Annotated in this window: 10 protein-coding genes; 6 read left to right on the top strand and 4 right to left on the bottom strand. The window is 66.6% G+C overall.

The genetic code is table 11. The annotated features are described in order from the left end of the window. Positions 1-317: 317 nt before the first annotated feature. Entirely contained in the window at positions 318-3899 is a 3582-nt protein-coding gene (locus tag GF068_RS28000; RefSeq protein ID WP_338046600.1) for a helicase-related protein, read from the bottom strand. An 85-nt stretch (positions 3900-3984) separates the two neighbouring features. On the opposite strand from GF068_RS28000, the gene drmD reads away from it, so the two are divergent. After that, positions 3985-7248: a DISARM system SNF2-like helicase DrmD gene (drmD, locus tag GF068_RS27995; RefSeq protein ID WP_338046599.1), complete on the top strand. Its 3264-nt coding sequence runs from the start codon at positions 3985-3987 to the stop codon at positions 7246-7248. Next, positions 7245-11318: a DNA methyltransferase gene (locus tag GF068_RS27990; RefSeq protein ID WP_153822534.1), complete on the top strand. Its 4074-nt coding sequence runs from the start codon at positions 7245-7247 to the stop codon at positions 11316-11318. The genes drmD and GF068_RS27990 overlap by 4 nt, the downstream gene beginning before the upstream one ends. Before the next feature lie 192 nt (positions 11319-11510). On the opposite strand, the gene GF068_RS27985 is transcribed toward GF068_RS27990, so the two are convergent. Both GF068_RS27985 and GF068_RS27980 read right to left on the bottom strand, forming a co-directional pair. Further along, the gene (locus GF068_RS27985; protein WP_153822533.1) at positions 11511-12050 is read right to left on the bottom strand and encodes a hypothetical protein; all 540 of its coding nucleotides are present in this window, start codon (positions 12048-12050) and stop codon (positions 11511-11513) included. After that, the gene (locus GF068_RS27980) at positions 12047-13291 is read right to left on the bottom strand and encodes an HD domain-containing protein (RefSeq protein ID WP_153822532.1); all 1245 of its coding nucleotides are present in this window, start codon (positions 13289-13291) and stop codon (positions 12047-12049) included. The genes GF068_RS27985 and GF068_RS27980 overlap by 4 nt, the downstream gene beginning before the upstream one ends. A 339-nt stretch (positions 13292-13630) precedes the next feature. Here GF068_RS27980 and drmA point away from each other — a divergent pair, with 339 nt between their 5' ends. The 4 genes from drmA to GF068_RS27960 are packed head-to-tail and all read left to right on the top strand — an operon-like array spanning position 13631 to position 21458. Beyond that, entirely contained in the window at positions 13631-17017 is a 3387-nt protein-coding gene (drmA, locus tag GF068_RS27975) for a DISARM system helicase DrmA (protein WP_153822531.1), read from the top strand. Continuing rightward, positions 17014-18897, top strand: coding sequence for a DrmB family protein (drmB, locus tag GF068_RS27970; protein WP_153822530.1), 1884 nt, complete (start codon positions 17014-17016; stop codon positions 18895-18897). The genes drmA and drmB overlap by 4 nt, the downstream gene beginning before the upstream one ends. Next, complete coding sequence (gene drmC, locus GF068_RS27965) at positions 18897-19670, top strand: DISARM system phospholipase D-like protein DrmC (protein ID WP_240807472.1); 774 nt, start codon at positions 18897-18899, stop codon at positions 19668-19670. The genes drmB and drmC overlap by 1 nt, the downstream gene beginning before the upstream one ends. A 21-nt stretch (positions 19671-19691) precedes the next feature. Further along, a complete protein-coding gene (locus GF068_RS27960; protein ID WP_153822529.1) occupies positions 19692-21458 on the top strand; it encodes an AIPR family protein in 1767 nt (588 codons plus the stop codon). Here the strand turns inward: GF068_RS27960 and GF068_RS27955 are convergent. Continuing rightward, on the bottom strand, positions 21453-24215 hold the full coding sequence (locus tag GF068_RS27955) for a helicase-related protein (protein WP_170319723.1): 2763 nt from the start codon (positions 24213-24215) through the stop codon (positions 21453-21455). The two genes, GF068_RS27960 and GF068_RS27955, sit on opposite strands and share 6 nt — an antisense overlap. Positions 24216-24732: the final 517 nt, after the last annotated feature.

The following is a 24732-nucleotide window of genomic DNA, read 5'->3' as shown; positions in this document are numbered from 1 at the left end:
GGGCGGAGGTAGAATCGATGGATCGAAGATGGGAAGGTTTGGGCACGCGGGTCAGGTCCAGTCTCCGCCCTCTTCTCTACACTAATTTCGGGAGGAGCGCTGTCTCATCGGATGTTGGCACAGAGGGGTCGATGATGGCAGTGGTGAGAGGAGCTTCGGGCGAGTCTGCCACGGGATGCAGCGTCTCCTTTCTATTTCGTGGCTCTTATCTCCGGGGCGTTCACCAGATTGCCAGGACGGCTCGGCCTGTCGAGCATCTGCTGACGGCATGCAAAACCAGAGCAGAGTCCGCTGCGGTCGCGTCTTGCTGACCGCACTCACCCTCGTGTGAGGAACTTCGCAGCGACTACCGTCACCACGTCGACGTCAATGCCGGCGCTCTCGCTCCATAGCCTTACAGCTTTGGCTACCTCATCATCGAAGCTCTCCGGGGGTGCAATCGTGGCTGAGTCTCTCTCGGTGAAGACGTGTTCTTTCACCAAGAATTCGTGGGTGACATCGTCGGGGGCCCGCAGGAGACGCTGGCTCGTCCTGTCAAGGAAAATAGAATGAATCGTCCCCTCGTATCGCAGCAGGACGTAGCACCCGCTGGAGTGTCTTTGCTCTCCAGCCTGCACGCCATCCGGAAGGCGTCGGGCAAGCTGCCGCTCTTCCTCGGTAGCACCGAGCCATATTTCCATGTAGCGCGGCGTTGGGAGCAGCGTGTTCAGGAACAGATTGTAGTCCTCGTTCTCGTAGAGGGCACGAACGGGCCCCAGATCATCGGACGGAATCTCCTCGAGACGGCGCTCGTGCTCGCCGATCACTTGCCCGCGCGTGAGCACCGAGAGCTCCTTGGAGCGCTCTTCCAGCCGGCTCCATAGTCCAACGAGCTGGTCATACTCCACGGCTCCTGGGTAGAAGTTGAAGACCTGGACCTCCCGCGGCTGGTCGGTGGCACGGTCAATCCGCCCGAGCCGCTGCGTCAGCATGAGGGGCGTCCAGGTCAGGTCGTAGTTGACGACGATCATCGCATCCTGGAGATTCTCTCCCTCGGCGCAGGTGTCGGAGGTAACCAGAATATCGATGTCCGGTTCATCTTCGCTGACGCTCTTCCGACCGTTGGCGATCGGCGCGAATCGGGTGATGATACGCTGACGCTCGGCCAGACTCGTGCTACCGTCGAGTGCGGCGACACACCTCTTCGGGAATCGCTTTTGCAGCGCGTCCGCCACGTACTCGACGGTATCGACGGCTTCGGAGAAGATGAGCACCTTGGTCTCGCGGTGGAGCTCCCTCACCTTCTCGAAGAGCGCTTGAAGCTTGGAGTCTTCCGCGGGAGCACACGCCTTGTCAGCGAGGCTGCGCAGACCCGCGCACAGCTCGTCCCGATTGACGGGGCGCAGTGCTCCCTGGTCGATGCTGGTCAGCAGACGCTCCACGGTGCGATGGAGTGCGAGCGGGCTGCTCTCGGCACGCCGGGCCAGCAGAGCGCGGAGGAGGCCGTACTCACGGCCTTGCGGGGTCTCGGGCCATTCGCCGCCCCCGAGCGCGCATCGGACCGCGATCCGCTCCCCGTCTTCGAACTTCAGCTGCAGGCCGCGGATGATCTTGAATAGATCAACCATGGGCGACAGATAGTGGACCGTCCGGATACGGATGTTGGGAAAGTAGCGGTGGTCCTCTCCGAAGCGCAGCGCCATGCCGGGCACGCCTTTCTGGCGGATCCCGTAGTGGGCCATGATGAACGGCAGAGTGACGTTGACGACAGCGGGGACAGTATCGATCTGTCTGACAGACTCGATCTCCGGCTGGCAGATGAGATCGAGCAGCATGTTCAGGTTGCGCAGCCCAGTGCTGATCGGCGTCGCGGTGAGGAGGAGGCAGTACGGGCGCACCTTCCCATCCGCGGGCCGTAGCAGGCGCAGTAGGCTTTCCCGCCCGATCGTGTCCTCGTTACGAAAATGGTGGCACTCGTCCACGATGTAGAGATCGGTCTCGCGTGGGTTCTCCTGGAGCTCCTTCAATAGTCGCTGGTTGTCGGTGGAGCTAACCTCGATGCGACGCAGGAGGCCATGCGTGATCACATCAGCCGAGCGGCCGAAGGCCGCCAGATGCTTCCTCCAGTTCAATCCTATCGATTGGTTGGGGCAAACGACGATCACGCGATGAACGTGCTGCTCTTGCGCCATATAGGCCGCCACGTGGCTCGCCATGACCGTCTTGCCGGTTCCCGTCGGAGAGATGAGCATGGCTACTCGGTAGTTGAGGAGCTTGGTGATGACAGGTCGAACGAGGCGACGCTGGAACTCCGCCAGTTCGTACCGGGTCGGCGTCTCGAGCTCTGGTAGCCGCTCGAAGAGCTCGTACATGACCTTGAGAAAGAGCAGATACGGAGGGATCGGCTTGGTGAACGCCCAGCTTTTTTCGATCTCCTCCAGGATCGGGAGCGTGATCGGCGTCGCTTCGTGGAAAAAGGTTTCGAATTGCCGAACGTAGTACTCGACGTGCGCGCGAGAGGTCATCAGCGCGCCGCCTTCAATGTTTTGCCTCAGCCCGTTGACCGTGAGGTTGGCAGAGGTGATGTAGGCTGCACGGAGATCGAAGATGTATACCTTGGCGTGGAGCTTGTTCTGCTTGCGAGGCTCGAAGTGGCGAATACCTACGAGGCTGCGCAGGACGTCCGCGTGCAACTTCTTGATCTCCTTGCGGCGCGTGGCCGAGGGCAAGCCTTGGTCCAGGCTCTCCCGAAAAAGGCGAAGGACGGTGGTTGCATCGTCGACCGAGCGGCGCGCGAACGGGTTGCGCTCGTCCTGCCCGATGAGCAGACGGACCTCGGCCCCCGTGAGCCGTTTCGCAAGGATCTGATAACCGCTGATGGTGAAAAAGCCCGAGACGACGCGGACGCGGTGCGTGCCGGGGCCGAGGCGCTGCACGATGCCCGCCGAGTCCTCCGGCCCGAGGGCAGTCACCTGCGCGAGGGCTTCCGGATCGCACGGATGCATTTGCGTGGAGGCCCATTTTTCCAAGCTGAGCGATGTTCCTTTGCGTTTGCCACGTAGCTCGAGGAATTCGCGGGCCCAGGCGCAGAGCGTTTGCGCGCGTCGATCGATGGTCGAGTCGGCGAAGTCGGCACAGGCATGGAGAAAGTCCGACGCCGACTCGGGGTCGAGGTCGTTGAGCTCCTTGACGCCAGCCCAGCGCAGCCACGCTCGTCCCGCTTCGCTCTCCTCGAACGCACAGATCACACGCAGGAGCTGCAAGTCATCTTCGAGCGTGAGGAGCAGCTTTCCTTTGTCGGTGATCTTGTACGATGTATCGAGGAACTTCAGCAGCGTCGCGGCCTGGCAACAGTAGCCGACATAGCGTTCCGTGAACTCGACGTCGATCTCCGCGGGAGTGGGCCGCCGGCCTTCGCGCTCGATGAAGGCGAGAACGCGGAGCACGATGTCGAGGCGATCGGCCTGGGGAATGATCTCGCTGGATAGCCTCCCAACGGACATCGCGGACCTCGGTTTCTCCACGAACGCACATCCCGGATACCACGCCTCATCTCCGCATCCCATCCCTCCCCTTCCTGTTACACTCCCGCCGCCCGAGGCGCCGCCAGCGCGCTCGGGCACCACCGGGAGACACGAGTGGCCGCAAGAAGACCGCAGAAAACGCCGGATAGCGCCGCCAGCGCGCAGCCCTTCGTCCTCCCCCCACCGACCTCGGTGCCCACCGTCGCCTCGGTCCTTGCGGTCATCGCCGCGGGGCGGCTCCTCGACCTCTGTCAGCTCCTCGGCTGCGAGGTTCGCGATGTGTCTGGCGGCAAGGACCGCCTCATCGCCAAGCTCTCGAACCACCTCGGCAAGCGTCTCCCGGCCCTGCTCCGCGAGCTCGGTCGAGACGAGCTTCGGGCCGTCTGCCGCCGTCACGGCCTCGATACCCTCCGCCCGCGCTCGCGCCGACCTCCAGGCGCTCGTCCTCGAAGCCGCAGGCCTCGATCCGCGCGCAGCCACCGTGCGGCCACCCGCCGCGAGCGCCGACGGTCTCCCCGCCAAGGGCCAGATCGTACATGCCCGGCATCGCCAGTGGCTCGTCGAAGACGTCGTCGCGGGCGAAGGCAACGACTCGCCGCTCGTTCGACTCGTCTGCCTCGATGACGATGATCCCGGGCGCCCGATCGACGTGCTCTGGGACCTCGAGCTTGGCGCCCGTATCGTCGCGCCCGAGACCCACGGCCTCGGCGAGGTCTCGCGGCTCGATCCCCCCGCGCACTTCGGCGCCTACTTGCACGCACTCAAGTGGAGCGCCGTCAGCGCCGCGGATGCGACCCGCTTTCAGGCCCCATTCCGCGCGGGCATCAAGCTCATGGCGCATCAGCTCACGCCCCTGATGAAGGCGCTCGAGCTTCCCCGCGCGAACCTGTTCATCGCCGACGACGTCGGACTCGGCAAGACCATCGAGGCGGGCCTCGTGCTCCAGGAGCTCATCCTCAGGCAGCAGGCGAGCTTCGTCCTCGTCGTCTGCCCCGCCTCGGTTTGCCTTCAATGGCAGGGCGAGATGCAGCGCCGCTTCGGACTGCGCTTCGAGGTGATGACCCGGCAGTTCGTCGCCTATCGACGCCAGGAACGCGGGTTCGGGACCAACCCCTGGAGCACGCACAACCGCTTCATCGTCTCGCACGCACTCTTGCGCCGGCCCGAGTACCGCGATCCGCTCCTGCACCTCGGCGAGCGGGCGCGCAAGGGCCTGCTCATCCTCGACGAGGCCCACGTCGCGGCGCCCGCCTCCGCGAGCAAGTACGCCACCGACACCGACATCACGCGGACCATCCGCGACCTCGCGCCGCGGTTCGACAACCGCCTCTTCCTCAGCGCCACGCCGCACAACGGGCACTCGAACAGCTTCAGCGCGCTGCTCGAGATCCTCGACCCGGTGCGCTTCACGCGCGGCGTGCCGGTCGAGGGCAAGAAGGATCTCGAGCCGATCATGGTGCGCAGGCTCAAGCGCGACCTGCGTCAGCTCGGCGTCGAGCGCTTCCCGCGCCGCCTCCTCGTGCAGCTCGCGCTCATGCACGAGGGCGGCATCTGGCGCCTCGCGCAGAAGAACTACGACGCCGAGACGGGCGAGGAGGGCAAGGCGGAGGCGAGCCATCTAGGCCCCGGTCAGCCGATCGAGCTGACGCTCGGCGAGAAACTCCAGCGCTACACCGAGCTCTGCGCGCCTGCATCTGGGCAGGGGCGTCTTCCGTTCATCCACATGCAGCAGCGGCTCCTCTCGAGCCCCGAGGCGTTTGCACGCACCATCGACGCGCACGCGCAGGGCCTCGCCAAGAAGGGCGGGCCGGTCGGCGCGCCCCAGCAATTGAAGCTCTCCGCGGCCAAACCCAAGGCCTCGATCGATGCCGAGGCGGACCCGGAGACGCACGGGCTGTCGGACGAGACGCTCGCCGAGGAGAGCGAAGCGGCCGTGCGTCGTGCCAGCTCAACGCTCCCGACCCCGACCGAGGAGGCCCGCGCGCTCCTCGCCGAGATGCGCGCCCTCGCCGAGAAGGCCCGCAGGGAGCCCGATGCGAAGACGCTCGCGCTGCTCGCCTGGATGCGCGAGCACCTCTGCCCCGCGATCGGCCTCGGCGAGGACACGCGCGCGAAACGTGCATGGTCGCCTCGCCGGGTGCTCATCTTCACCGAGTACGCGGACACGAAGCGTTACCTCGTCGAGCTTCTCTCCGCAGCCGTTGCGCACACCGACGACGGCGAGAACCGCATCATGCAGTTTCACGGCGGCATGGGTGACGAGGCCCGCGACGAGGTGCAGCGCGCGTTCAACAGCCCGCCCGACGAGCATCCCGTGCGCATCCTCGTCGCGACCGACGCCGCCCGCGAAGGTGTCAACCTGCAAGCCCACTGCGCCGACCTCTTCCACATCGACATCCCCTGGAACCCGGCCCGCATGGAGCAGCGCAACGGCCGCATCGACCGCACGCTCCAGCCCGCGGAGGAGGTCCGCTGTCACTACTTCGTTTACCCGCAGCGCACCGAGGATCAGGTGCTCGAGACCGTCGTGCGGAAGATCGCGACCGTGCAGCGCGAGCTCGGTTCCCTCGGGGCCGTGCTGCTTGATCAGATCGAAGCAGCGCTCGAGAACGGCATCACGCGCAAGGTGCGCGGCGTGGTTGAGAAGGTCGGATCTGACGCGAAGACGGCCACGGTCGATGAGGAGCTAGAGGCGCGGCGAACCGACCTTTCTGCTGTGCGCGACGAGGTCATGCGCGCTGGCCGGCGCCTCGAGAGCTCCCGGCGCACGCTGGAGGTCGAGGCCGACTCCTTGCGGGGCGTCGTCGAGATCGGCCTCACGCTCGCCGGCGCTCCGCCATTGAAAGACGCAGGCAAGACCAGCGACGGGCGCGCGACACACGAGCTGCCGGCGCTCGACAGGTCCTGGGACGTCACGCTCGACACGCTCCGGCCGCCGCGCGGGCGCACCGAGGACTTTTGGGAGTGGCGCCAGAAGCCTCCGCGGCCCGTGACCTTCCACCCGCTCGCGAGCCTCTCCGAGGGGGCCGAGCAGCTCCACCTCGCGCACCCGTTCGTAAAGCGCATTCTCGATCGGTTCCTCGCGCAGGGATTCGGTGCGCATGACCTCTCACGGGTGACAGCCGTGGTCGCGCCCGACGAGAGCGTCGTGCGCGTCGTCGGTTATGCCCGCCTGACGCTCTTCGGCACCGGGGCGGCGCGGCTCCACGATCAGCTCGTCCCGCTCGCGGCTGCGTGGTCCGGGGAGGCCAGCGCGATCAAGCCGTACAAGAACCGGGCGACGGCCGCCCAGGCCATCACATCGACCGAGCGGCTGCTCGCAGGTGGAGGTCGCGCGCCCAATGCGACGATCATGAAGCGCATTCGCGAGAACGCCGAGGCTCTCTTGCGAGCCCTCTGGCCGCACATCGAAGCCGAGGCGGACGCGTTGGATGTGGAGGCGCGGCAAGGTCTCGCCGAGCGTGCTCGGCGCGAGGCCGATGAGCTGCGCGGACTGCTTTTGAGGCAGCGCACGGCCATCGACAAGGCCGAGGCGCGGCTGCGCCAGACGGACCTCTTCAACGTGCAGGACAAGGATCAGAAGCGCCAGGTGGACCTCGATTTGCGGCACCTCGAGCGGCGGCGCGCGGCGGCGGCGGGCGAGCTCGAATCCGAGCCGGCCGCCATCGAGGCGCTCTATGAAGTGCGCATGGCGCGCCTCACCCCGGTGGGCCTCGTCGTTGCGTGGCCGGAGTCGATGACATGAAAGACCGCGACGTCATCTTCCACAAGAAATGGCTCGGCCTCGCGCAACCCGTCGAGGGCCTCGTTTTCAGTGTCCCCGTGCTCGCTGACGCGCAGATTGCCCCCGACGAGCGCGCAGAGCTCTCCACGGCTTTTGCGGCGCAACTCGATGGCGACACCGCGCGCATCCGGAGCCTCGAAGCGTTCTTCCACGACTTCCTCGGCTATTCCCAGCCGGGTATGCTCGTGCCGCGCGCCGAGCTGCCGGCCGAGCTCGCGTTCTACGCTGCCGAGGGCGGGCAGGAGATCAAGCCGAGCTTTGCCCTCGGGCGCGGCCCCTTCGTCGCCGACGACCCTTTTGCTGCCTTCGAGGAAGCGCCTGCGCCCCCTGCGTCCCCCGCCCCAGCGGACGCATCCGCGGCAAAGCCCTGGTTCGCGCTTCTGTGGGATCTCACCGAGGCCGGCGCCGACATCGACCTCGACGAGCCCGAGGCCACGACCGGCCCGTGGCGCTACCCGCCCACGGCCAAGTTCGAGCGGCTTCTGCGCCACGTCGGCATTCCGATCGGCCTGCTCTTCAATGGCAAGCACCTGCGGCTGGTCTACGCGCCGGTCAGCGAATCGACCGCACACCTGACGTTTCGGGTCGAGCACCTGCGCGGACCCGAAGGCCGGCCGCTGCTCACAGCGCTCGATTTGCTCCTGCACGCGCGGCGGGCCTACAGCGCCGCGCCCGAGCACACGCTCGAAGGCCTGCTCGCCGAGAGCCGGCGCCGGCAGGCTGACGTCACCGAGGAGCTCGCCAAGCAAGTCTTCGAGGCCGTCGAGATCCTCCTTGCCGGCTTCGAGGCCTCCGCCGCCCGTGATTGCGTGGGCGACAGGATCGACTGGCTCCGGCCTGCGCTCGAGGCCGAAGGCGACCATTTCTATCAGGGCGTGCTCTCGGTCGTGCTGCGGCTCGTCTTCTTGCTCTACGCGGAAGATCAGACGCTCTTGCCCGTCGAGCACCGCACCTACGCCGAGCACCTGAGCCTCGGAGGCCTCTATGCGCGCCTGAGCCACGACGCGGGCGCGCACCCCGAGAGCATGCACCACCGCTTCGGCGCGTACGGCCAGCTCCTCGCGCTCTTCCGCGCCGTCTTCTTCGGCGTGAAGCACGGCACGCTCGAGCTGCCCCCGCGTCGAGGGCGCCTCTTCGACCCGAACACGTACCCGTTCCTCGAAGGCGGTTTGCCCGGGTGGACCGCCGCGGTGATCGACCCCGCCGCGCGCGCGGAGGCACGGCCGCCGAGCCTCGACGACGGCACGATTTACCGCGTCCTGCACCGCCTGGTCGTCTTCGGCGGGCAGCGGCTCAGCTATCGCACGCTCGACGTCGTGCAGATTGGCAGCGTGTACGAGTCGCTGATGGGGTATCACGTGCAGCGGCTCGAGAGCCCTGCGGTGCGTCTCGGCAAGCATGGCGTATGGGTCGAGACCGGGGCTTTGCGCGCGATGAGCCCGACGGACCGGGCACGCTTCCTCAAGGAGACCTGCGGCCTCACGCCCGCGGCGGTGGGCGCGATCGAGAAGGCGGTGAAGGAGGCGGGCAAGGACCATGGCGCGCTCGCGGAGGCGCTCTCGGCCCATGGGGCCGGCCGTCGTGGCGATGTCTTGCGCCACCGCGCCGACGCCGGCCGGCTCGTGCTCCAGCCCGGTGAGGAGCGACGTCGCACGGGCACCCATTACACGCCGCCCTCGCTCACGACGAAGGTCGTGCGACGCACCCTGGAGCCGCTGCTCGCGTGCCTGGGCGAGGCGCGCACGCCGGAGCAGATTCTACAGCTCAAGGTCTGCGATCCAGCAATGGGATCGGGCGCGTTCCTCGTGGCGGCGTGTGACGAGCTTGCGCGGGAGATCGTGGCCGCGTGGACACGGCAGGGCGAGCTTGCGCGGGTAATCGAGCAGTACGTGGATGCGCATCTGCATGCTCGGAGGCTCGTTGCGCAGCGGTGCCTTTACGGCGTGGACAAGAACCCGGCGGCGGTGGAGCTCGCGAAGCTATCGCTCTGGCTCGTCACGATGAGCCGCACTTTACCGTTCACGTTCGTCGATCATGCATTGCGGCACGGGGACAGCCTCGTGGGTCTGGACTTCAAGCAGATCGAGTCGTTCCATTGGGCGCCGTCGGGGCAGACGGAGACGGTGCGGGTGCTCCTGCGGGATGCGCTCGATCAGGCGGTGGAACTCCGGCAGCAGCTCCTCGCGCTGGCGGACCACGAGGATCCGGCGTCACAGGCGGAGAAGCGGCGGCTGTTCGATTTCTCGCAGCAGGCGATCGAGCGCGTGCGCATCGTGGCGGATGCGTGCGTGGGGGCGTTCTTCGCGGAGGAGAAGGATACGGCGCGGGAGAAGGAACGGACGCGGCGGCTCGATCTCGTGGAGGCGTGGATCGGGAAGGAGAACGAGGACGCCGGAGGGGAGCTGGCGGCGCTTGCGGGTGAGGCGCGGGCAAAGCTTTCTCCCTTCCATTGGTGGATCGAGTTTCCGGAGGTGTTCTTCGAGAGGAGGCCGGATCCGCTGGATGGGGGGCGGGTGACGGGAGCGGCGTTGATGGAGGCGGTGGTGGGGAATCCGCCGTTCATGGGAGGCCGGAGGATCTCGGGCGAGCTCGGGGATGCCTACTCGGAGTGGCTTTCGATGAGCGGCGGTTCCACGAGCATGAATGCCGACCTTTCCGCGCACTTCTTCCGACGAGCGGCGATGCTTCTCGGTGAGCATGGGGCGTTTGGCCTCATCGCCACAAATACCATTGCTCAGGGCGACACACGCACGGCTGGGCTAGGCGTACTTGTGCGCTCCGGATGGGAGATCTACGACGCGACTGACTCCATGCCATGGCCAGGCGCTGCGACTGTCACGGTATCGTTGGTGCATGCAGCTCATGGACACGTGGGCCGCCACGTAGCCCCTGCCCTCGGAGGCATTGCCGTACCTGTAATCAACTCGCGCCTTCGTCCCAAGCCCGAGCGCGCAGACCCCAGTCCGCTATCAGCCAATGCGAACAGCAGCTACCAAGGCAGTATTGTCGTCGGCATGGGATTCACGCTCACGCCAACTGAACGAGATGTGCTCGTGAAGAAAGCGCGGAGGAATACCGAACGAATTTTTCCCTATCTTGGCGGCGAGGAAGTCAATACTAGTCCTACGCAGTCGTTCGATAGGTACGTCATCAGCTTCGGAGATATGCCGCTTGAGACCGCCGAGCGATGGCCGGATCTGATTAAAGTCGTGCGCGAGAAGGTGAAGCCAGAGCGCGACAAGGCAAAACGCGATGCACACCGGCTCTACTGGTGGCACTTTGGTGATAAGCGTCCGGCACTCTATGCAGCTCTTGCTTCGCTCGAACGCTGCCTGGTCACTGCTCGCACCAGCAAGCATGTCGCGTTCTCTTTCCAACCATCTGGGCGAATATTCTCGGAAAACCTTATCGTATTTGCATCGTCTGCGGTAAGCACATTCGTCACCTTGCAGTCTCGCGTTCACGGCGCCTGGGTACGGCACACATCTTCTACGCTCGAGGACCGACAAGGCTACCGGCCCTCTGACTGCTTCGACACCTTCCCCTTCCCCCACCCCGATCCCCGCACCGTCTTGCCCGACCTCGAATCCATCGGCGAACGCCTCTACGAAGCCCGCGCCCGCTTCATGGTCGACACCAACCAGGGCCTCACGAAGACCTACAATGCCTTGAAGGACCCGGCCTGCGACGACCCGCGGATCCTCGACCTCCGCCGCCTCCACGAGGACATGGACCGCGCCGTCCTCGCCGCCTACAGCTGGAGCGACATCCCCGTCCCGCCCTTCTGCCTCCTCACGGATGGGGACCGCGAAGCGCTCCAGGCCTTCGAGGACGAGGTCATCGATCGGCTCTACGTGCTCAACGCGGAGCGGGCGCGGGAGGAGCAGCGACTCGGGCTCGCCGGCAAAAAGAAGGGGCGCGCCCCGAGCGAGGACGGGGACGCGGACGAAGCAGCGCCGAACGAAGCGCCGGCGGCGAAGAAGACGGGTAAAGGTAAAAAGACCTCTACGGGCCAAGGGAAGCTCTTCTAGACGGGCGCGTTGGCGAGATGTGGCGCGCGACCGGCCGGGGCCGCACCAACCTGGCGCGGGTCGGCCGTGGGTGAGCCCCTGGAAACGCGCCGGCCAGAGTTCGAAGAGGCGTGGACGACCCCCGCGGATGCGCCGAGCAGCCGTCACCACACCGCAGAGCGCGCAGCGCGGAGCACCCGCGTGTATACGAAATCAAGAAGCGGGCAGCTTCAGCATATCGAGCAAGCGGAGTGCATCGTCCTTGTGGTCACGGCACGCGGGCTTCAGCCCAAGCGCGCGAGACACCGCCCGCTCACGGTCGAGCCCTTCCCGCTGCTCGAGAAAGTCGATCGTCGAGGCCAGCTCCAGCGTACGCCAGTGTTCGTCCCGCACCTGCCCCACGAGGCGCGCCACGAGCTCGCGCGACGCGGGCGAGACTTCATCAACCTTCTCGTCCACGTCCTCGCCCAGCTTGTACGCGTATGCCTGGCGATCGTCCACGAGCGGCTTGGCCTCTTCGCGGAGCGCGCCGCAGCGTTCCCCGTCGAGGAGGCTCTCGGCGACCGTCCAGGAGAACGGGCCATAATGATGATAAAAGAAGTCGATCCCTTCGAGCTCGGCCATCCCCATTCGCTGGAGGAAATAGGCCGTCTTCTGGATCCGGACCCGGCCGTAGACGGTACCACCCATCTGGCGGATGACCTCCGTCACGGCGGAGAGGCACGACGCAGCCATCTGGAACTTGCTGATCATTGCATGGACTCCAGCTCTTCGAGGACGTCCCTCCGGATGACCTTTGGAACGATGAGTGACGGATAAGCGGCCTTGTCCTTGAGAACCTTCGCAATTGTTCGATCGGTCTCTTCGATCGCCTCGGTGCGGCCGTCGGGGTGGATCAGCTTGATCGACCCGACATACCCCTCCTCGTGCGTGCCGCCCGTGTATGCTTTGCGCTCAGGTTTGTCCTCGCCGATGTAGTATTTTGAGTCCACCCCCGGACGGGCGCGGGCGAAGAACTCCTTCGCCTTGATCTCGAGCTTCGAGAGCGCCTTCGGGGGCAAGGTCATCACCTTCCGGAAGACCACGGCCTTCGGCAGCTTGCGCGTCTTCAGCGCTTTGGCGAGCTCGGCGAGGATGGAATCAGCGGCGGAGGTCCAGAGAGAGATGAGGCTCCATACGTGGTTTTCGTCGAGCGCCTCATAGACGGAAAGAGGGACCGCGGTGCCTTTCTCTACCGTCTGCCAGAGCGGATCGTCCTGCCCGTCTCGCCGTGGAAACAGCTTGTTCTTCTGTCTTGCGTCGGCGCGCGCCACGTCCACCGCCCGGGCCACGACGGCGCGGAGAAGGAAAGAGGCCGCGCGGTTCGTGTGGTGGTAGTAGACCGACGCGTACATCTGCTCCATGGCCAGGAGGTAGCTCTCCACCACGTCGCGGGCCCGCGCATCGACGACGAGCTCGTCATCCTTGACGCCCAGGGCGTCAATCAGCCGTCCGATGTCGAAGCGGTTGCTCCACACGCCTGCCATCGTCGAATCTCGGAGGAGGTAGTCCAGCCGATCCGCGTCGAGCGCACTCGACACGATGTCGTAGAACCACCGGCTCGGATCCCGCTGCTTCTTGTCTATGAAAGGGACGAGTCGCCTCCCGCGCTCCCCGAGGACGGTTGCGATCTCCGAGCCCTCTTCTACGAGGATACGCTTCGTCATGTCCTCGTGGTCGAACTTGACCGAGAGGGATTTGAGAATGTCTTCGAGCGTGTGCGAGAACGGCCCGTGTCCGACGTCGTGGAGCAGCGCCGCCAGGACCGTGTCCTCTCGGTCCTGTTTGCGGTCCATGCACAACGAGCGATTGCGCGTGTTCCGGAAGGCTGCGTCGAAGATTTTACCCGCCACCCAGGCGACGCCCATGGCGTGCGCGAACCTGGAGTGCTCCGCCCCGTGAAACACCAGGTTGAGCACCCCGTTCTGGCGGATGTGCCGGAGGCGCTGGAACATCCTCGTGTCCAGGACCCGCTCGACCAAGCGCTGAAAGGCCCCTCTCGGGTACGCAATGTCCCCGTGGATCGAGTCGCGAAAGATTCGCGGTCGCCCTGGCAGCGCTCGTTTCACCTGGCCGGCTTACCTGTTCACCAGTACAGGGTCAAGCTCCTTCGTTGGTCCGCGCGTCGAGCGGTGCCGGACGGGGCGCCGTTGGGTCGGACGGGCTCCCTGCGTTGTTCCTTGCGCAACCTGCCCTCGTCCTCCGGACAGGACGCCCCCGTTCGCCGCGCTCGCGGGAAACGCCGTTGACATGTCTGGCACAAGGTCGGTTACCCTGCCTCGGATCGGACCGCCATGAACGAAACCGACGTCCGCAAGCGCCTCGTCGATGCCCTCGAAGCCGATCTCGTCGGCCCCTTCGTCCCCGACACACACGCGCAGGGCGGCCAGGAGATCCTGCCTCTCGCCCCCTCGCGCTGGTACTTGACCGGCTTCCTCGCTCCGGAGGGCGGCCGTGTCCCCGACCCGGAGGATCGCGACTCCACCGACGGAAGCCTCGCCGCCGGCAGCGAGAGCTCCGCCGAGGACGCCGGGGCCGAGGAGCCGGAGCCGAAGCGGCCCGTCCGCTTCCCCGCATCGATGGGCCTCTCCGTGTTCTTGCCGCCGGGCGTGGGGGACACGATTCAGGTCGATGTCTGGTATGCCGATTACGACAAGGTCGAGGTCGCGATCGACCGCGACGACAAGAAGAAGACCGGCTGGAAGCGGGTGCCCTACGGCCCGGTCCCCGTGACGGTGCCGCTCGATGCGAGCGTCCTGCAGCACAAGGACGGCATCCCCGTCCCCGGGTCGCGCAACCTCGTGCTCAAAGGAGAGCTGCGCACGACGACCATGGACGGCCTCGATCCCGGCACGCGCGTGCTCAGCCTCTTCCTCGTGAACCACCGCACCGCCGTGGAGCGGGACCGCGACACGCAATTCGCCTTCCAGGTGCGGATGCAGCTCACCTACGAGCGCGGCTTCGTCTCCCGCCCGAACCGGCGCGGCGAGGATGGCAGCGACGAGGACCAGCGCGTGCTCGCGCTCGCCTTCCGCGACCAGAGGGAGTGGGCCGTCGGGCATAACACGAGCGTCGAGCGCCCGAAGGTGAAGAATGGCAAGCTCACGCGCCTGCGCACGACGCAGCTCCCCTGCTTCGAGGTGCCCAATGTCGTGCACCGACCCATCGCAGACGCCACGCTGGGCATGGCCGATCTCGCGAAGCTCGACGCCAAGGGCCTCGCGAACGCGCTCTCGCCCCTCCTGGAGGCCTACGAAGCGTGGGTCGACAAGCAGCGCTATGCCCCGCTCGATCGCACGACGCTCGAGGGCACGCGTGATGATCTGATGAGCAAGGCGGACGGGGCCAGAAAGCGCATCGCCGAGGGCATCGCGCTGCTCGGCCAAAAGCCCGAGGTGCTCCGCGCCTTCAAACTCGCAAACCAGGCGATGCACGTCGCAGCCTTGCAGGCAGACCAGACGCGCGAGGATCCTCGCTACGTCGGCGGCAAGCAACCCGAGTGGCGGCCGTTTCAGCTCGCCTTCGTCCTCTTGAACCTGCCTTCGCTCGCCTCCGCGAGCCACCCCGACCGGAAGCTCGCCGAGCTCATCTACTTCCCCACGGGCGGCGGCAAGACCGAGGCTTACCTCGGCCTCATTGCATTCACGCTCCTGCTCAGGCGAATCCGCGGTCAGGGGACGCCGCACGAGGGGCGCGGCGTCGCCGTGCTGCTCCGGTACACGTTACGGCTCCTCACGCTCGACCAGCTCGGGCGCGCGGCCACGCTGATGTGCGCGCTCGAGGAGCTCCGGCGGCGCAACCCCAAAGAGCTCGGCAATGCCCGCTTCACGATCGGCCTCTGGGTCGGCGCGAGCGCGAGCGCGAACCGCCTAAGGGACGTTCACCAGGCGCTCTCCGATTACACACCCGGCCGGACAGATTCACCCTTCCCGCTCACGACCTGCCCCTGGTGCGGTGAATCGATCAAGATCCAGAACATCAAGCTCGTCGACGCCGAGGGAAAGCCGACCAAGAAAAACTTCGCGCGCGCGGCCGTCTATTGCGACAACGCGAAGTGCCTCTACACCGAGGCGAAGGTGCCGGGGCTCGGCCTGCCGGTGGTCTTCGTCGACGAGCAAATCTACCAGGAGGTCCCGTGCTTCCTCGTCGCGACGGTCGACAAGTTCGCGATGATGCCCTGGCGTGGCGACGCTGGAATGCTCTTCGGCCGCGCGACGCACGTCGATGACCAGCGCGCCTACGGCGTGATGCACGAGTTCAAGCTCGGCGCGAGGCCGCTGCCCGAGGGGTTCTTGCCCCCCGAGCTCATCGTGCAGGACGAGCTGCACCTCATCAGCGGCCCGCTCGGCACGATGGTGGGCCTTTACGAGGCCGCGGTCGATTATCTCTGCGAACGCCCCGCCTACGGCGCGCCACGGCCGCCGAAGGTGATCTGCTCGACGGCGACCGTGAGGCGCGCGCGGGACCAGATCCAGGCGCTCTTCGGGCGAACGATGAGCCTCTTTCCGCCGCGGGGGATCGTCGATGGCGACAACTTCTTCTCCCAGATCGAGCACGATAAGCCCGGTCGGCTCTACGTGGGCGTCGGCGCTCCCGGCCGCGCGCTTCGTGCGGTCTCGGTGCGCTCGTACGCGGTGCTGCTCGCGGCTGCGCAGAAGCATTTCGATCGCAAGGGTGACCCGAAACAGCCGGCCGATCCGTACATGACGCTGATCGGCTACTTCAACAGCCTGCGCGAGCTCGGGGGCATGCGGCGTCTCGTCGAGGACGAGGTGCGGAACCGCATCGACGACATCGAGGCGGAAAAGCGACCGCTGAATTTCATCGGACCGCACCCCTGGGCCGCCGATCGCAAGCTCGAGATGCCCGCCGAGCTCACCTCGCGCGAGCCTACCGAGCGCGTCAAGGAGACCAAGCGACGCCTCGCCGCCCGTCGCACCTCGACCGACCCGGAGCCGCTCGATGTCGTGCTCGCCTCGAACATGATCTCGGTCGGTCTCGACGTCGACCGCCTGGGATTGATGGTCGTCACGGGCCAGCCGAAGACGACCAGCGAATACATCCAGGCGACGAGTCGCGTCGGGCGTGCCTATCCGGGCCTCGTGGTCACGTGCCTGAACGTCATGCGGCCCCGGGACCGCTCGCACTACGAGCGCTTCGTCGCCTACCACGAGAGCTTCTACCGCGAGGTCGAGGCGACGAGCGTGACGCCCTTCAGTGGACAGGCGCTGGACCGCGGCCTCGTGGGGAGCCTCCTGTCGATGATCCGGCACGGCATTGCACCAATGGAGCCCCCAACGGGCGTAATGAACATCCACGAGCAGCGACCTGCCGCCGAGGAGCTGCTCGGATGGATGGTGGGACGGGCTCGCGGCCATCGAAAATTCCCGGACGATGACGCCGAGACGCGCATCGCCAACCTCGTGCGCGCCCGCGGCCGGAGCTTTCTCGACGCGTGGGAGCGCGTGGTCGACAAGGCGCGCACCGGCGCCGCGAGCCGCGTGTACAGCAAGAACGACCGCGCGGGCAGCGAGGGCCTGCACTTGTTGTTCACGGCGAGCGACGACCCGCCCGCCGACCACGATGCGCGCTGCTTCCAGGTACCGACGTCGATGCGTGACGTCGAGCCGAGCGTGCCCGTGTGGCTCAGGTTCAAGCAGCTGGACGAGAGGGGCGGATGATCGACCCGAAAAAGAAGAAGGACGGCGCCAAAGGGGCGCGCCCGGATGGCCAGCTCCGACAGAGCCAGCTCGTCACGACGTTCGGGCCCGGCGCAATGGTCGATCTCGTCGACCGCGCCGTCGTCATCGGCAGCCTCGAGCACTGGGGCTACGGCCGCGAGGGCCATGTGACGCTGGACGATCCGCGGCTGCGGCGCTCGCTCATCCCCCGCCTCAAGGCGCTCGACCCGGACCTCGATCTGGCGCGCGAGGGCTACTTCCGGATGCCCCCGGAAGGCGACGCCCGCGACCCCGACACGCGTGTCGGCGTCCGCGCCCTCGAGTTCCCCCGCTGGTTCGTATGCCAGCATTGCCACCGGCTGGCGCGTGCATCGGAGCAGTTCGAGAACAAGAACGGCCGCTACCGCCATCAATGCGCGAAGAACAAGTGGTCGAGCGCCGTGCCCGTGCGTTTCGTGGCCGCGTGCAAGCGCGGGCACCTCTCGGACTTCCCGTGGATTCCGTTCGCCCACATGGACCGCGAGGGCGGCGTTTGCGATCGGCAGGAGCTCTACCTGATCGAGAAGGCGCTCGGCGACGTCGCGCGCATCTTCGTCCGATGCGCCAACTGCGACGCCAGCACCGCCATGAGTCGCGCCATGGCGTTACCCTACCATTGCAATGGCGACCGTCCCTGGCTCGGTGGGCGCGCGGCGAACGAGAAATGCGACCAGAATGTCGAGTTGCTCGTGCGCACGGCGTCGCACGCCTACTTTGCCCAGGTCGTGAGCGCGCTGCGCCTGCCCGATCCGGAGCCGGACCCGCTGCGCCTGCGGCTGCGGGACAAGGAGGTCTGGAAGGCCGTCCAGAAGGTCACGACCGTCGCGCAGCTCTCGATGATCATGGAGCTGATGGATCACGTGGCCAGCGCCGTGGGTAAAACCCCGCCCGAGCAGGTGATCGCGGCGATTCGCGCCGAGAACGAGGCGTCGACCGCGACGTCGGAGCGCCCTTTGCGCAGCGCGGAATATGACCGAATGGTCACGGCGCCGCTCGAGCAGCAGGGCATCGTACCCGAGCCGGGCGTTCAGTTCGCCGCCTACCGCGTGCCGAAGCACCGCCTCGATCTGCCGCCGGGCATTCGGGGTCTCGTCGTCGTGCCCGAGCTGCGCGAGGTACGCGTGCAGGTGAGCTTCAGCCGGTTCGATTCGATCGGCGCCAACCTGCAAGGCGAATACGACTTTGCTGCGCGCAAGGTGAAGCCCGCGGTGCTCACGCTGCCCACGGGGAACGAGAAATGGCTGCCGGCCGCGGAGGTCCGCGGCGAGGGCGTCTTCGTGGAGCTCGACGAGGAGGTGCTCCACAAGTGGGAGAAGCGGGATGCGGTCGTGAAGCGCGCGGAGCTGCTCCTGCGCGCCTTCGAGGCCACGGGACGGGGCGAGTTTCCGGGCGTGCGGTTTTTCTTGCTGCACTCGCTCTCGCACCTCTTGCTCACCGCAGTAAGCCTCGAATGCGGCTACGCGGCCAGCGCCATCCGCGAGCGAATCTATTGCGGGCAGGCCGAGGTGGGCGGGCCGAACATGGCCGCCGTGATGCTCACGACGGGCACGACCGGTAGCGAGGGCACGCTCGGTGGTCTCGTCGAGGAGGGCCGGCGGATCCGCTATCATCTGCGTGAGGCCTGGGATCTCGGCCGCCTGTGCTCGAACGACCCGGTCTGCGCCGCGCACGACCCGAGCTCGGAGTCGAGCGACCGCCGCACGGAGGGAGCCGCATGCCACGGCTGCCTGTACATCGCCGAGTGCTCGTGCGAGTGGTTCAACCGCTTCCTCGACCGCGCGCTGGTCGTACCCACGATCGGCAATGACCCCGAGCTGGCCTTCTTCCGAGAGCGCCCGTGATGACGACCGGCCGCGCGAGCTTGAAGAACGTGAGCACGACGGTGCTCGCGGAGCTCCGGGAGGCGATCGCGTCGGGGCGCTTGCGAGCGCCAATCGATCGGGCGTCGCTGGTAGGCTTCGGCATACGCCACCAGATCGACGCGATCGAGTACGCCCTTGCCGGCCATAAGACCGCCGCGTGCCTCGCGGTGCTCGACGTTGCGCTGGCCGAGCGCGAGGACCGCAAGCCGACGCCGGAGCTCGTGTGGACGGGTCCGGAGGCGCCTGCCGGCACGGCGCGGGACACGGCGGTGGTGCTGCGCGCGCTGTTCGAGGGGGCGCGGGAAAGCGTGATCCTGGCCGGCTACAGCTTCGACCACGCAAAGGAGGTGCTGGCGCCGCTTCATGGTTCCATGCTGCAGCACAACGTCAGCGCGAGGTTCTTCGTGGACGTTCCGCAGATCGAGCGCGGCGCCGACGTGGAGGCGCACCTCGCGCGGTGCTTCGGGAAGTTTTTGGCCGAGAATTGGCCCTTCGGGGAGCCACGCCCGCGGGTCTACTACGACAAGCGGGCGCTCAAGCCTGGGCCGCCCTATTGCAGCATGCATGCGAAGTGCGTGGTGGTCGACGGCGTGAAGGCGTTCGTGTCGAGTGCAAATTTCACGCAGCGAGGACAGGAGCGGAACATCGAGGTGGGGGTCTTGATCGAGGATCCGAGCTTCGCGAGTTACCTCGGAGGGCAGTGGCTGGGACTAATTGATGCTGGGATCGCGGGGGAGTACGTCGCAGGCTGACGGGCGGAGCAATCGGCAGACATGGGCATCACGAAGCGCGAGCTGGATCAGGCATACGCACAGTACAAGTCGCGATACGGGGGCTCGAGGGAGGACTACTTCGCGCTGCTCTACCTGACGCGGGAGTTCGAGAAAACGTCCGAGCAGGTCGCACGCAACATCGCCTTCGGCGAGGAAGCCTCCGAGGGCATCAATGCCTTCCACGTCGACATCCATCGTCGTAACCTGTACCTCTTCCAGTTCCAGTGGGCAGCGCAGCACCAGGCATTCAAGGAGCCGCTTCGACGGCTTGCACGCGAGGGGATGGAGCGGATCTTCTGCCCCGCGCCCGAGGCACCAGGACGGCTCCTGGCCGAGCTGCGCAACCGATTGCACGAGGATCAGTCGGTCATCGACAAAGTGCTGATCCACTTTGTCTACAACGGCGACCCGAACGACGCTGACCAGAGCGCCACGCTCGACGCGCTCCGCGAAGATCTGGAGGCGAAGAAGTACGTCATCGACCGCTCATTCCCGGGCCGCGAGGTCACCCTCACGTTTCAGTTCATCTCCAACGAGACGCGAGGACGCGTCGGTGGCCATACCCGCATCACCCACCGTTACGACCTGTCGCTGCCGTCCTCCATCGTGAGCGTGACCGAGGCCGGAGAGGCGCTGCATGTCGGCTTCGTTCGCCTGCTCGACCTGTACCGGATGTACCGCGAGATGGGCCAGAGGCTGTTCGAGCGCAACATCCGGGCCGGGCTCGACCCCGACGGACCGATCAATCGCAAGATCCGCGCCGCGCTCGCCGACGTCGTGGAGGGCAAGGCCCCCGCTTCGGCGTTCATCTTCAATCACAACGGGATCACCATTGCAGCCGAGCACCTCGAGGTCGACGACGACCGCATTCACCTCACCGAGCCCCGCGTGCTCAACGGGGCGCAAACGATCACGAGCCTGACGAAGTTCGTCGAGAGCTCCGAATTTGCTAAGGCACCCGCCGAGCAAGCAGACCGACTGGAGGAGGTCCGCGTCCTGGCCAAAATTGTGACCCACGCCCAGCCGTCCTTCATTACGGCCGTCACCATCAACACGAACCGCCAGAACCCCGTCGATCCGGTCAACCTCCGCGCCAGCGACCCTATCCAGCTCGAGTTCCAGGACAAGTTCCGCGACGAGCTCGACGGGCTCTTGTATGAGCGGCAGGAGAGGCTCTTCGCGAGCCTCTCGGAGGAGGAATTGCTCGAGCAAGGCTTCGAGCCGAGCCATCGTCGAGCGATGGAGATACGGCGCCTGGCGCGGACCTTCCTCGCGGCACAGGGCGAGGTGGATCGAATGTCTCGGCTCAACGAGGTATTCGAATCCGAGAGCCAGTACCGCTCGTGTTTCGCCGAGAAGTACCTCAAGACCGACGCACGCCGTATTCTGCTCGCCTACAAGATCCAATACCGCTTGAACAAGGTCGCGCGGGAGATCGATGGGGCCGGCAAGGGCTACTGGTACGTCCCGCGCGCGAAGAACCTGCTCTGGGCGCTGCTCGTGCAGGGCGTGCTGAACCAGGCGAAGCTCACGGCATGGCTCGAAGGTTTCGGGACCACGTTGACGGTCGAGGCCGACTTCACGCAGGAGCTACTTTCGCTCGGCGTGTCTAAGGTGCGGCACGTGATCCGCGAGGCGGTCGCTGATCCGAAATACAAGGAGCAGCTCGACGCTGAGCGCCTCAGCTTCCTCCGGACCAAGGCCCTCTACGCGCGCTGCGTGGAGGTGGCGGAGGAGAAATACGGCTGGACCAAGCAGGGACTATGAGAGCGGCCCCTCCTCGGGCGGCGGGCCCCGGCGAACGGGCGCGAGGTCGATCTGCGCTTCCCGCAGCCAGGCATGGAGGGCGGCGCGCGCCTCCTCCGTGCCGGCGCCCTCGAGCCGACGGTGGAGCGCCCGGAGAAGTTGCTCCGGATCGGACTGGCCGAGCGCGAGGCGATAATGCGACAGGCTGGCGAGGAGGCGATCGAGCTCGCCCTCCTGTCGGGCGAGCGGCGGGAGGAAGACGCTCCGGCGGATGACCGCCCCCTCCGTGCCCCACCAAGGCGCCATGCCCTCGCACGTTTCCGGAAGGGAGCGCGAAAGGGCGAGCCAAGGGCTGCCCTCCACCGGAATCGGGGCGACATGCTCGGCGTAGGGCCGCGCCAGGACCTTCCGGATCGCGAGACCGCCGTAACGATTGATCCGGCCGTCACGCTGCTCGAGGTCCACCGGCGACGAAGGCAGGTCCCAATGCACCAGGCGATCGCAGTAGACATGGAAGTCGAGCCCTTCCTGTCCGATGGATGTCGTCGCCAGCACGAAGGGACGAAAGGGCGAATTGTATGCCTGACGGAGGGCATCCGGGCGTGTCTCCGGGCGGTCGTCGTCGGACCGCTCCTCCTTTTCCGGCGAGAGTCCGAAAGGCATGGCGGCGTGGCAGCGCAGCCGGAACGCCGGGGCATCTGTCCCTTCAAGGCTCTTGGCCTGAATGCTCGAGACACGAATGGCGAGCGCTTGCTCCAGGGCATCGAGCGCTTTGCGCTCCCGCCCGGGATCGATGTGCTGCGCGCCGAGCCCGGCGTGGATGGCGAAATACTCGTCGAGCACGGCCTCGAAGTTGCCGTGCCAGATGGCCTTGCGCACGTTGTCCGGGTGGTTGAGCGTGGCGCGCCCGCGGACGGCAAGCGTGAGGTGAAACTCGGGTTCGTCGAGGTATGTGCGCAGGGCGCCGAGCGCGATGTCGACCGAACGGCGCATGCGCAACCTGGCGTCGCATGCGCTGCCGAACACCCGCTTTGACGCCCGGTGAAGCACCACGCCGGGCCCCACGAGCGCGAGCTCCGCGAGCTCCTCGAGATCGTTCTCGGTGATCGATATCGGCTCCCGCCCCAGCGCGCCCGCGGTCTGCGCCTCGCGGAGCCAGGTGCGCACGACCGCCTTGGCGACCTGGTTCTTCGTCTGATCGGCCCAGCCTTCGAGTGCCTCACGAAAGAGCGGCCACGTCGGCTCGTGCCTTCTCTCCAGGCAAATCAGCGCGCGCCAGGCCTGGCCGGGGCGACCGCCCTGCCGGACCCGCACCTCGCTCCCCTGCCCTGCCAAGCATCTCTGCAATTCTGCGAGCACGGCTTCGATGGCGTCGCTGCGGCGAAGATCGCCGCGCGCGAACCCGGCGATCCGCTGCGGGTCGCCAATCTCGCCGAGGCGGGGCGCGGGGATGAAGAGGCTGAGCAACGCGTGGTCGAGGTCGCGCTCGCCGGTCTCCCGCTGCCGCGATTGCCAGTTGAACGACGGGGCCGGGAGCGCCTCGAGATCGGGCTCCGGCGTCCCTTCTTCGTCGCGACCGCCCCGGCGGCGCGCGTTGTAGTCGTAGCTCCGACCGCGATCGCGGGCCTCGGCATACACGCGCCGCTCGGATTCGTAACTGAGGAGCGACGCGACTGCGCGCGGCACGGCGCGGAAGCGTGAAAAGAGCAGGACTTTCGAAAGTCCTCCCGTCCGGCTCGCCTGGTCCGCGGCTTCGCGGAAGCGTCCGTCGAGCGGCCACCAGGGCAACGACGGCGGAAGCCAGGGAAGCCCGAGCAAGGGACCGCCCACTTCATCGAGCAGGGTGCGCATGCGCGGGTGCGGCGGCGCGAGATCCTCGTAGCGGCGCACCTGACGAGCGCGAAGGAGTAGCGTGCGCTCGGAGGACGCGACAAGGGGGGCTGGACGGGCGCGCTTTTGGAGCAGATAGCCCTGATCCATCATCTGAAGTGGATAAGGAATCGAGCTCCAGTAGGGCGTCACGGCGCTCTGATCCTCCTCGCTGGCTGAGGCCCAGAGGTGACGATAGATGCGTACGTCGTCCGCGTGTAGCCCGACGGGCCGCCGCTCGGGGGCCGTCGAGCGAGCATCGGCGCCGAGGAGGCCAGCGCGCTCGGTGCGTGCTATCACGCGAAATAGGCGATCCTGGATATCGTCCCGCAGCTGGAGGACCTCGGTTTCCCCGGGAGACGCTTCGCGGAGGAGCGTTCCATAACGCCGGAACAGCGTGCGAAGTGCGGGAACCTCAATCTTCGCCTGGGCACCATGAAGGAATTCCAGCAGCCGGAAGAACTGCTCGTAATGGCCGAGCCCCGCGCCATCGATGCCACCGGCAGGCGGACGATAGGGGGTCGCCGAGAGCAGTAGGATCGCCGGGCCAGCCTCCTCCCCTCGCGCGTCCAAGAGGAGGCGGAGCAGGCCATTGGCGTCCTCGTCTTCGTCCGTGTCGGCGGGCGCTTCGTCCTCGGTCGGAGGGGGCGGCTGTGTGGCGTCGTCAGCCGTTCCGCGAAAAGGCTCCAGGATCTCGAAGAAGCGCTGGAACTCGTCGAGGATGACGAGGTCGGGTCGTAACTTCTGGAGACCGAGGCGACCGAGCCGCTTGCGTAGCGCCTGAACCGTACCGTAGAGATCGTCGTCGAAGCGGTGCAGAAGCGCCTTTGCGACCGCGCGATCGTTCGCTCCTGGCAACCGTAGCAGCGTGCGCACTTCCGTCAGGAAAGGGGCGGCGAGGTCGCGCATCCTCTGGAGCATCGGACCACTGGAGCGTGGATCGACGGCGGTCCTCCATGTGGGATCCTGGACAAGCTTCAGCTTCTCCTCGAGCGCTTCGAGCTCCCTCTCCCCGGCGTGCGGAAGCCCCTCGCGGAGGAGGCACCAGATGGATGCGCGCTCATCTACACGCCCGCGCGAGGAGCCCTTGATCGGGAGCGTCCCCGGGGTGAGCGTGCACAACGTGAAACGATTGCTCGCCGGCGGGTTGGTCCAGGGGAGCAGGGTCGGCCGATCGACGTTCACCGACGCTGTTTTGCGCTCGGATTCGGGCAGGACCTCCAACAGACTATCGCGGTTCTGGTTCGCGATCGTGAGGCTCGAGCAGACGTAAAAGACATTGAGCGGTCGTGGGCCGGTCGCGAGGTGCTGGAGAATACCTTGCGCGACGAGGGTCTTTCCGAGCCCGACCTCGTCGGCGACGAGGAATCGCCGCGAGCCCGCAGGATCGCGGAGCCGCGCGACCGCGTGGCGCACGGTCGCCTCC

The organism is Polyangium spumosum (assembly GCF_009649845.1).
In the GTDB taxonomy this organism is placed as follows: Bacteria; Myxococcota_A; Polyangia; order Polyangiales; family Polyangiaceae; genus Polyangium; species Polyangium spumosum.
This window is presented reverse-complemented; position numbering and strand designations above follow the sequence as displayed.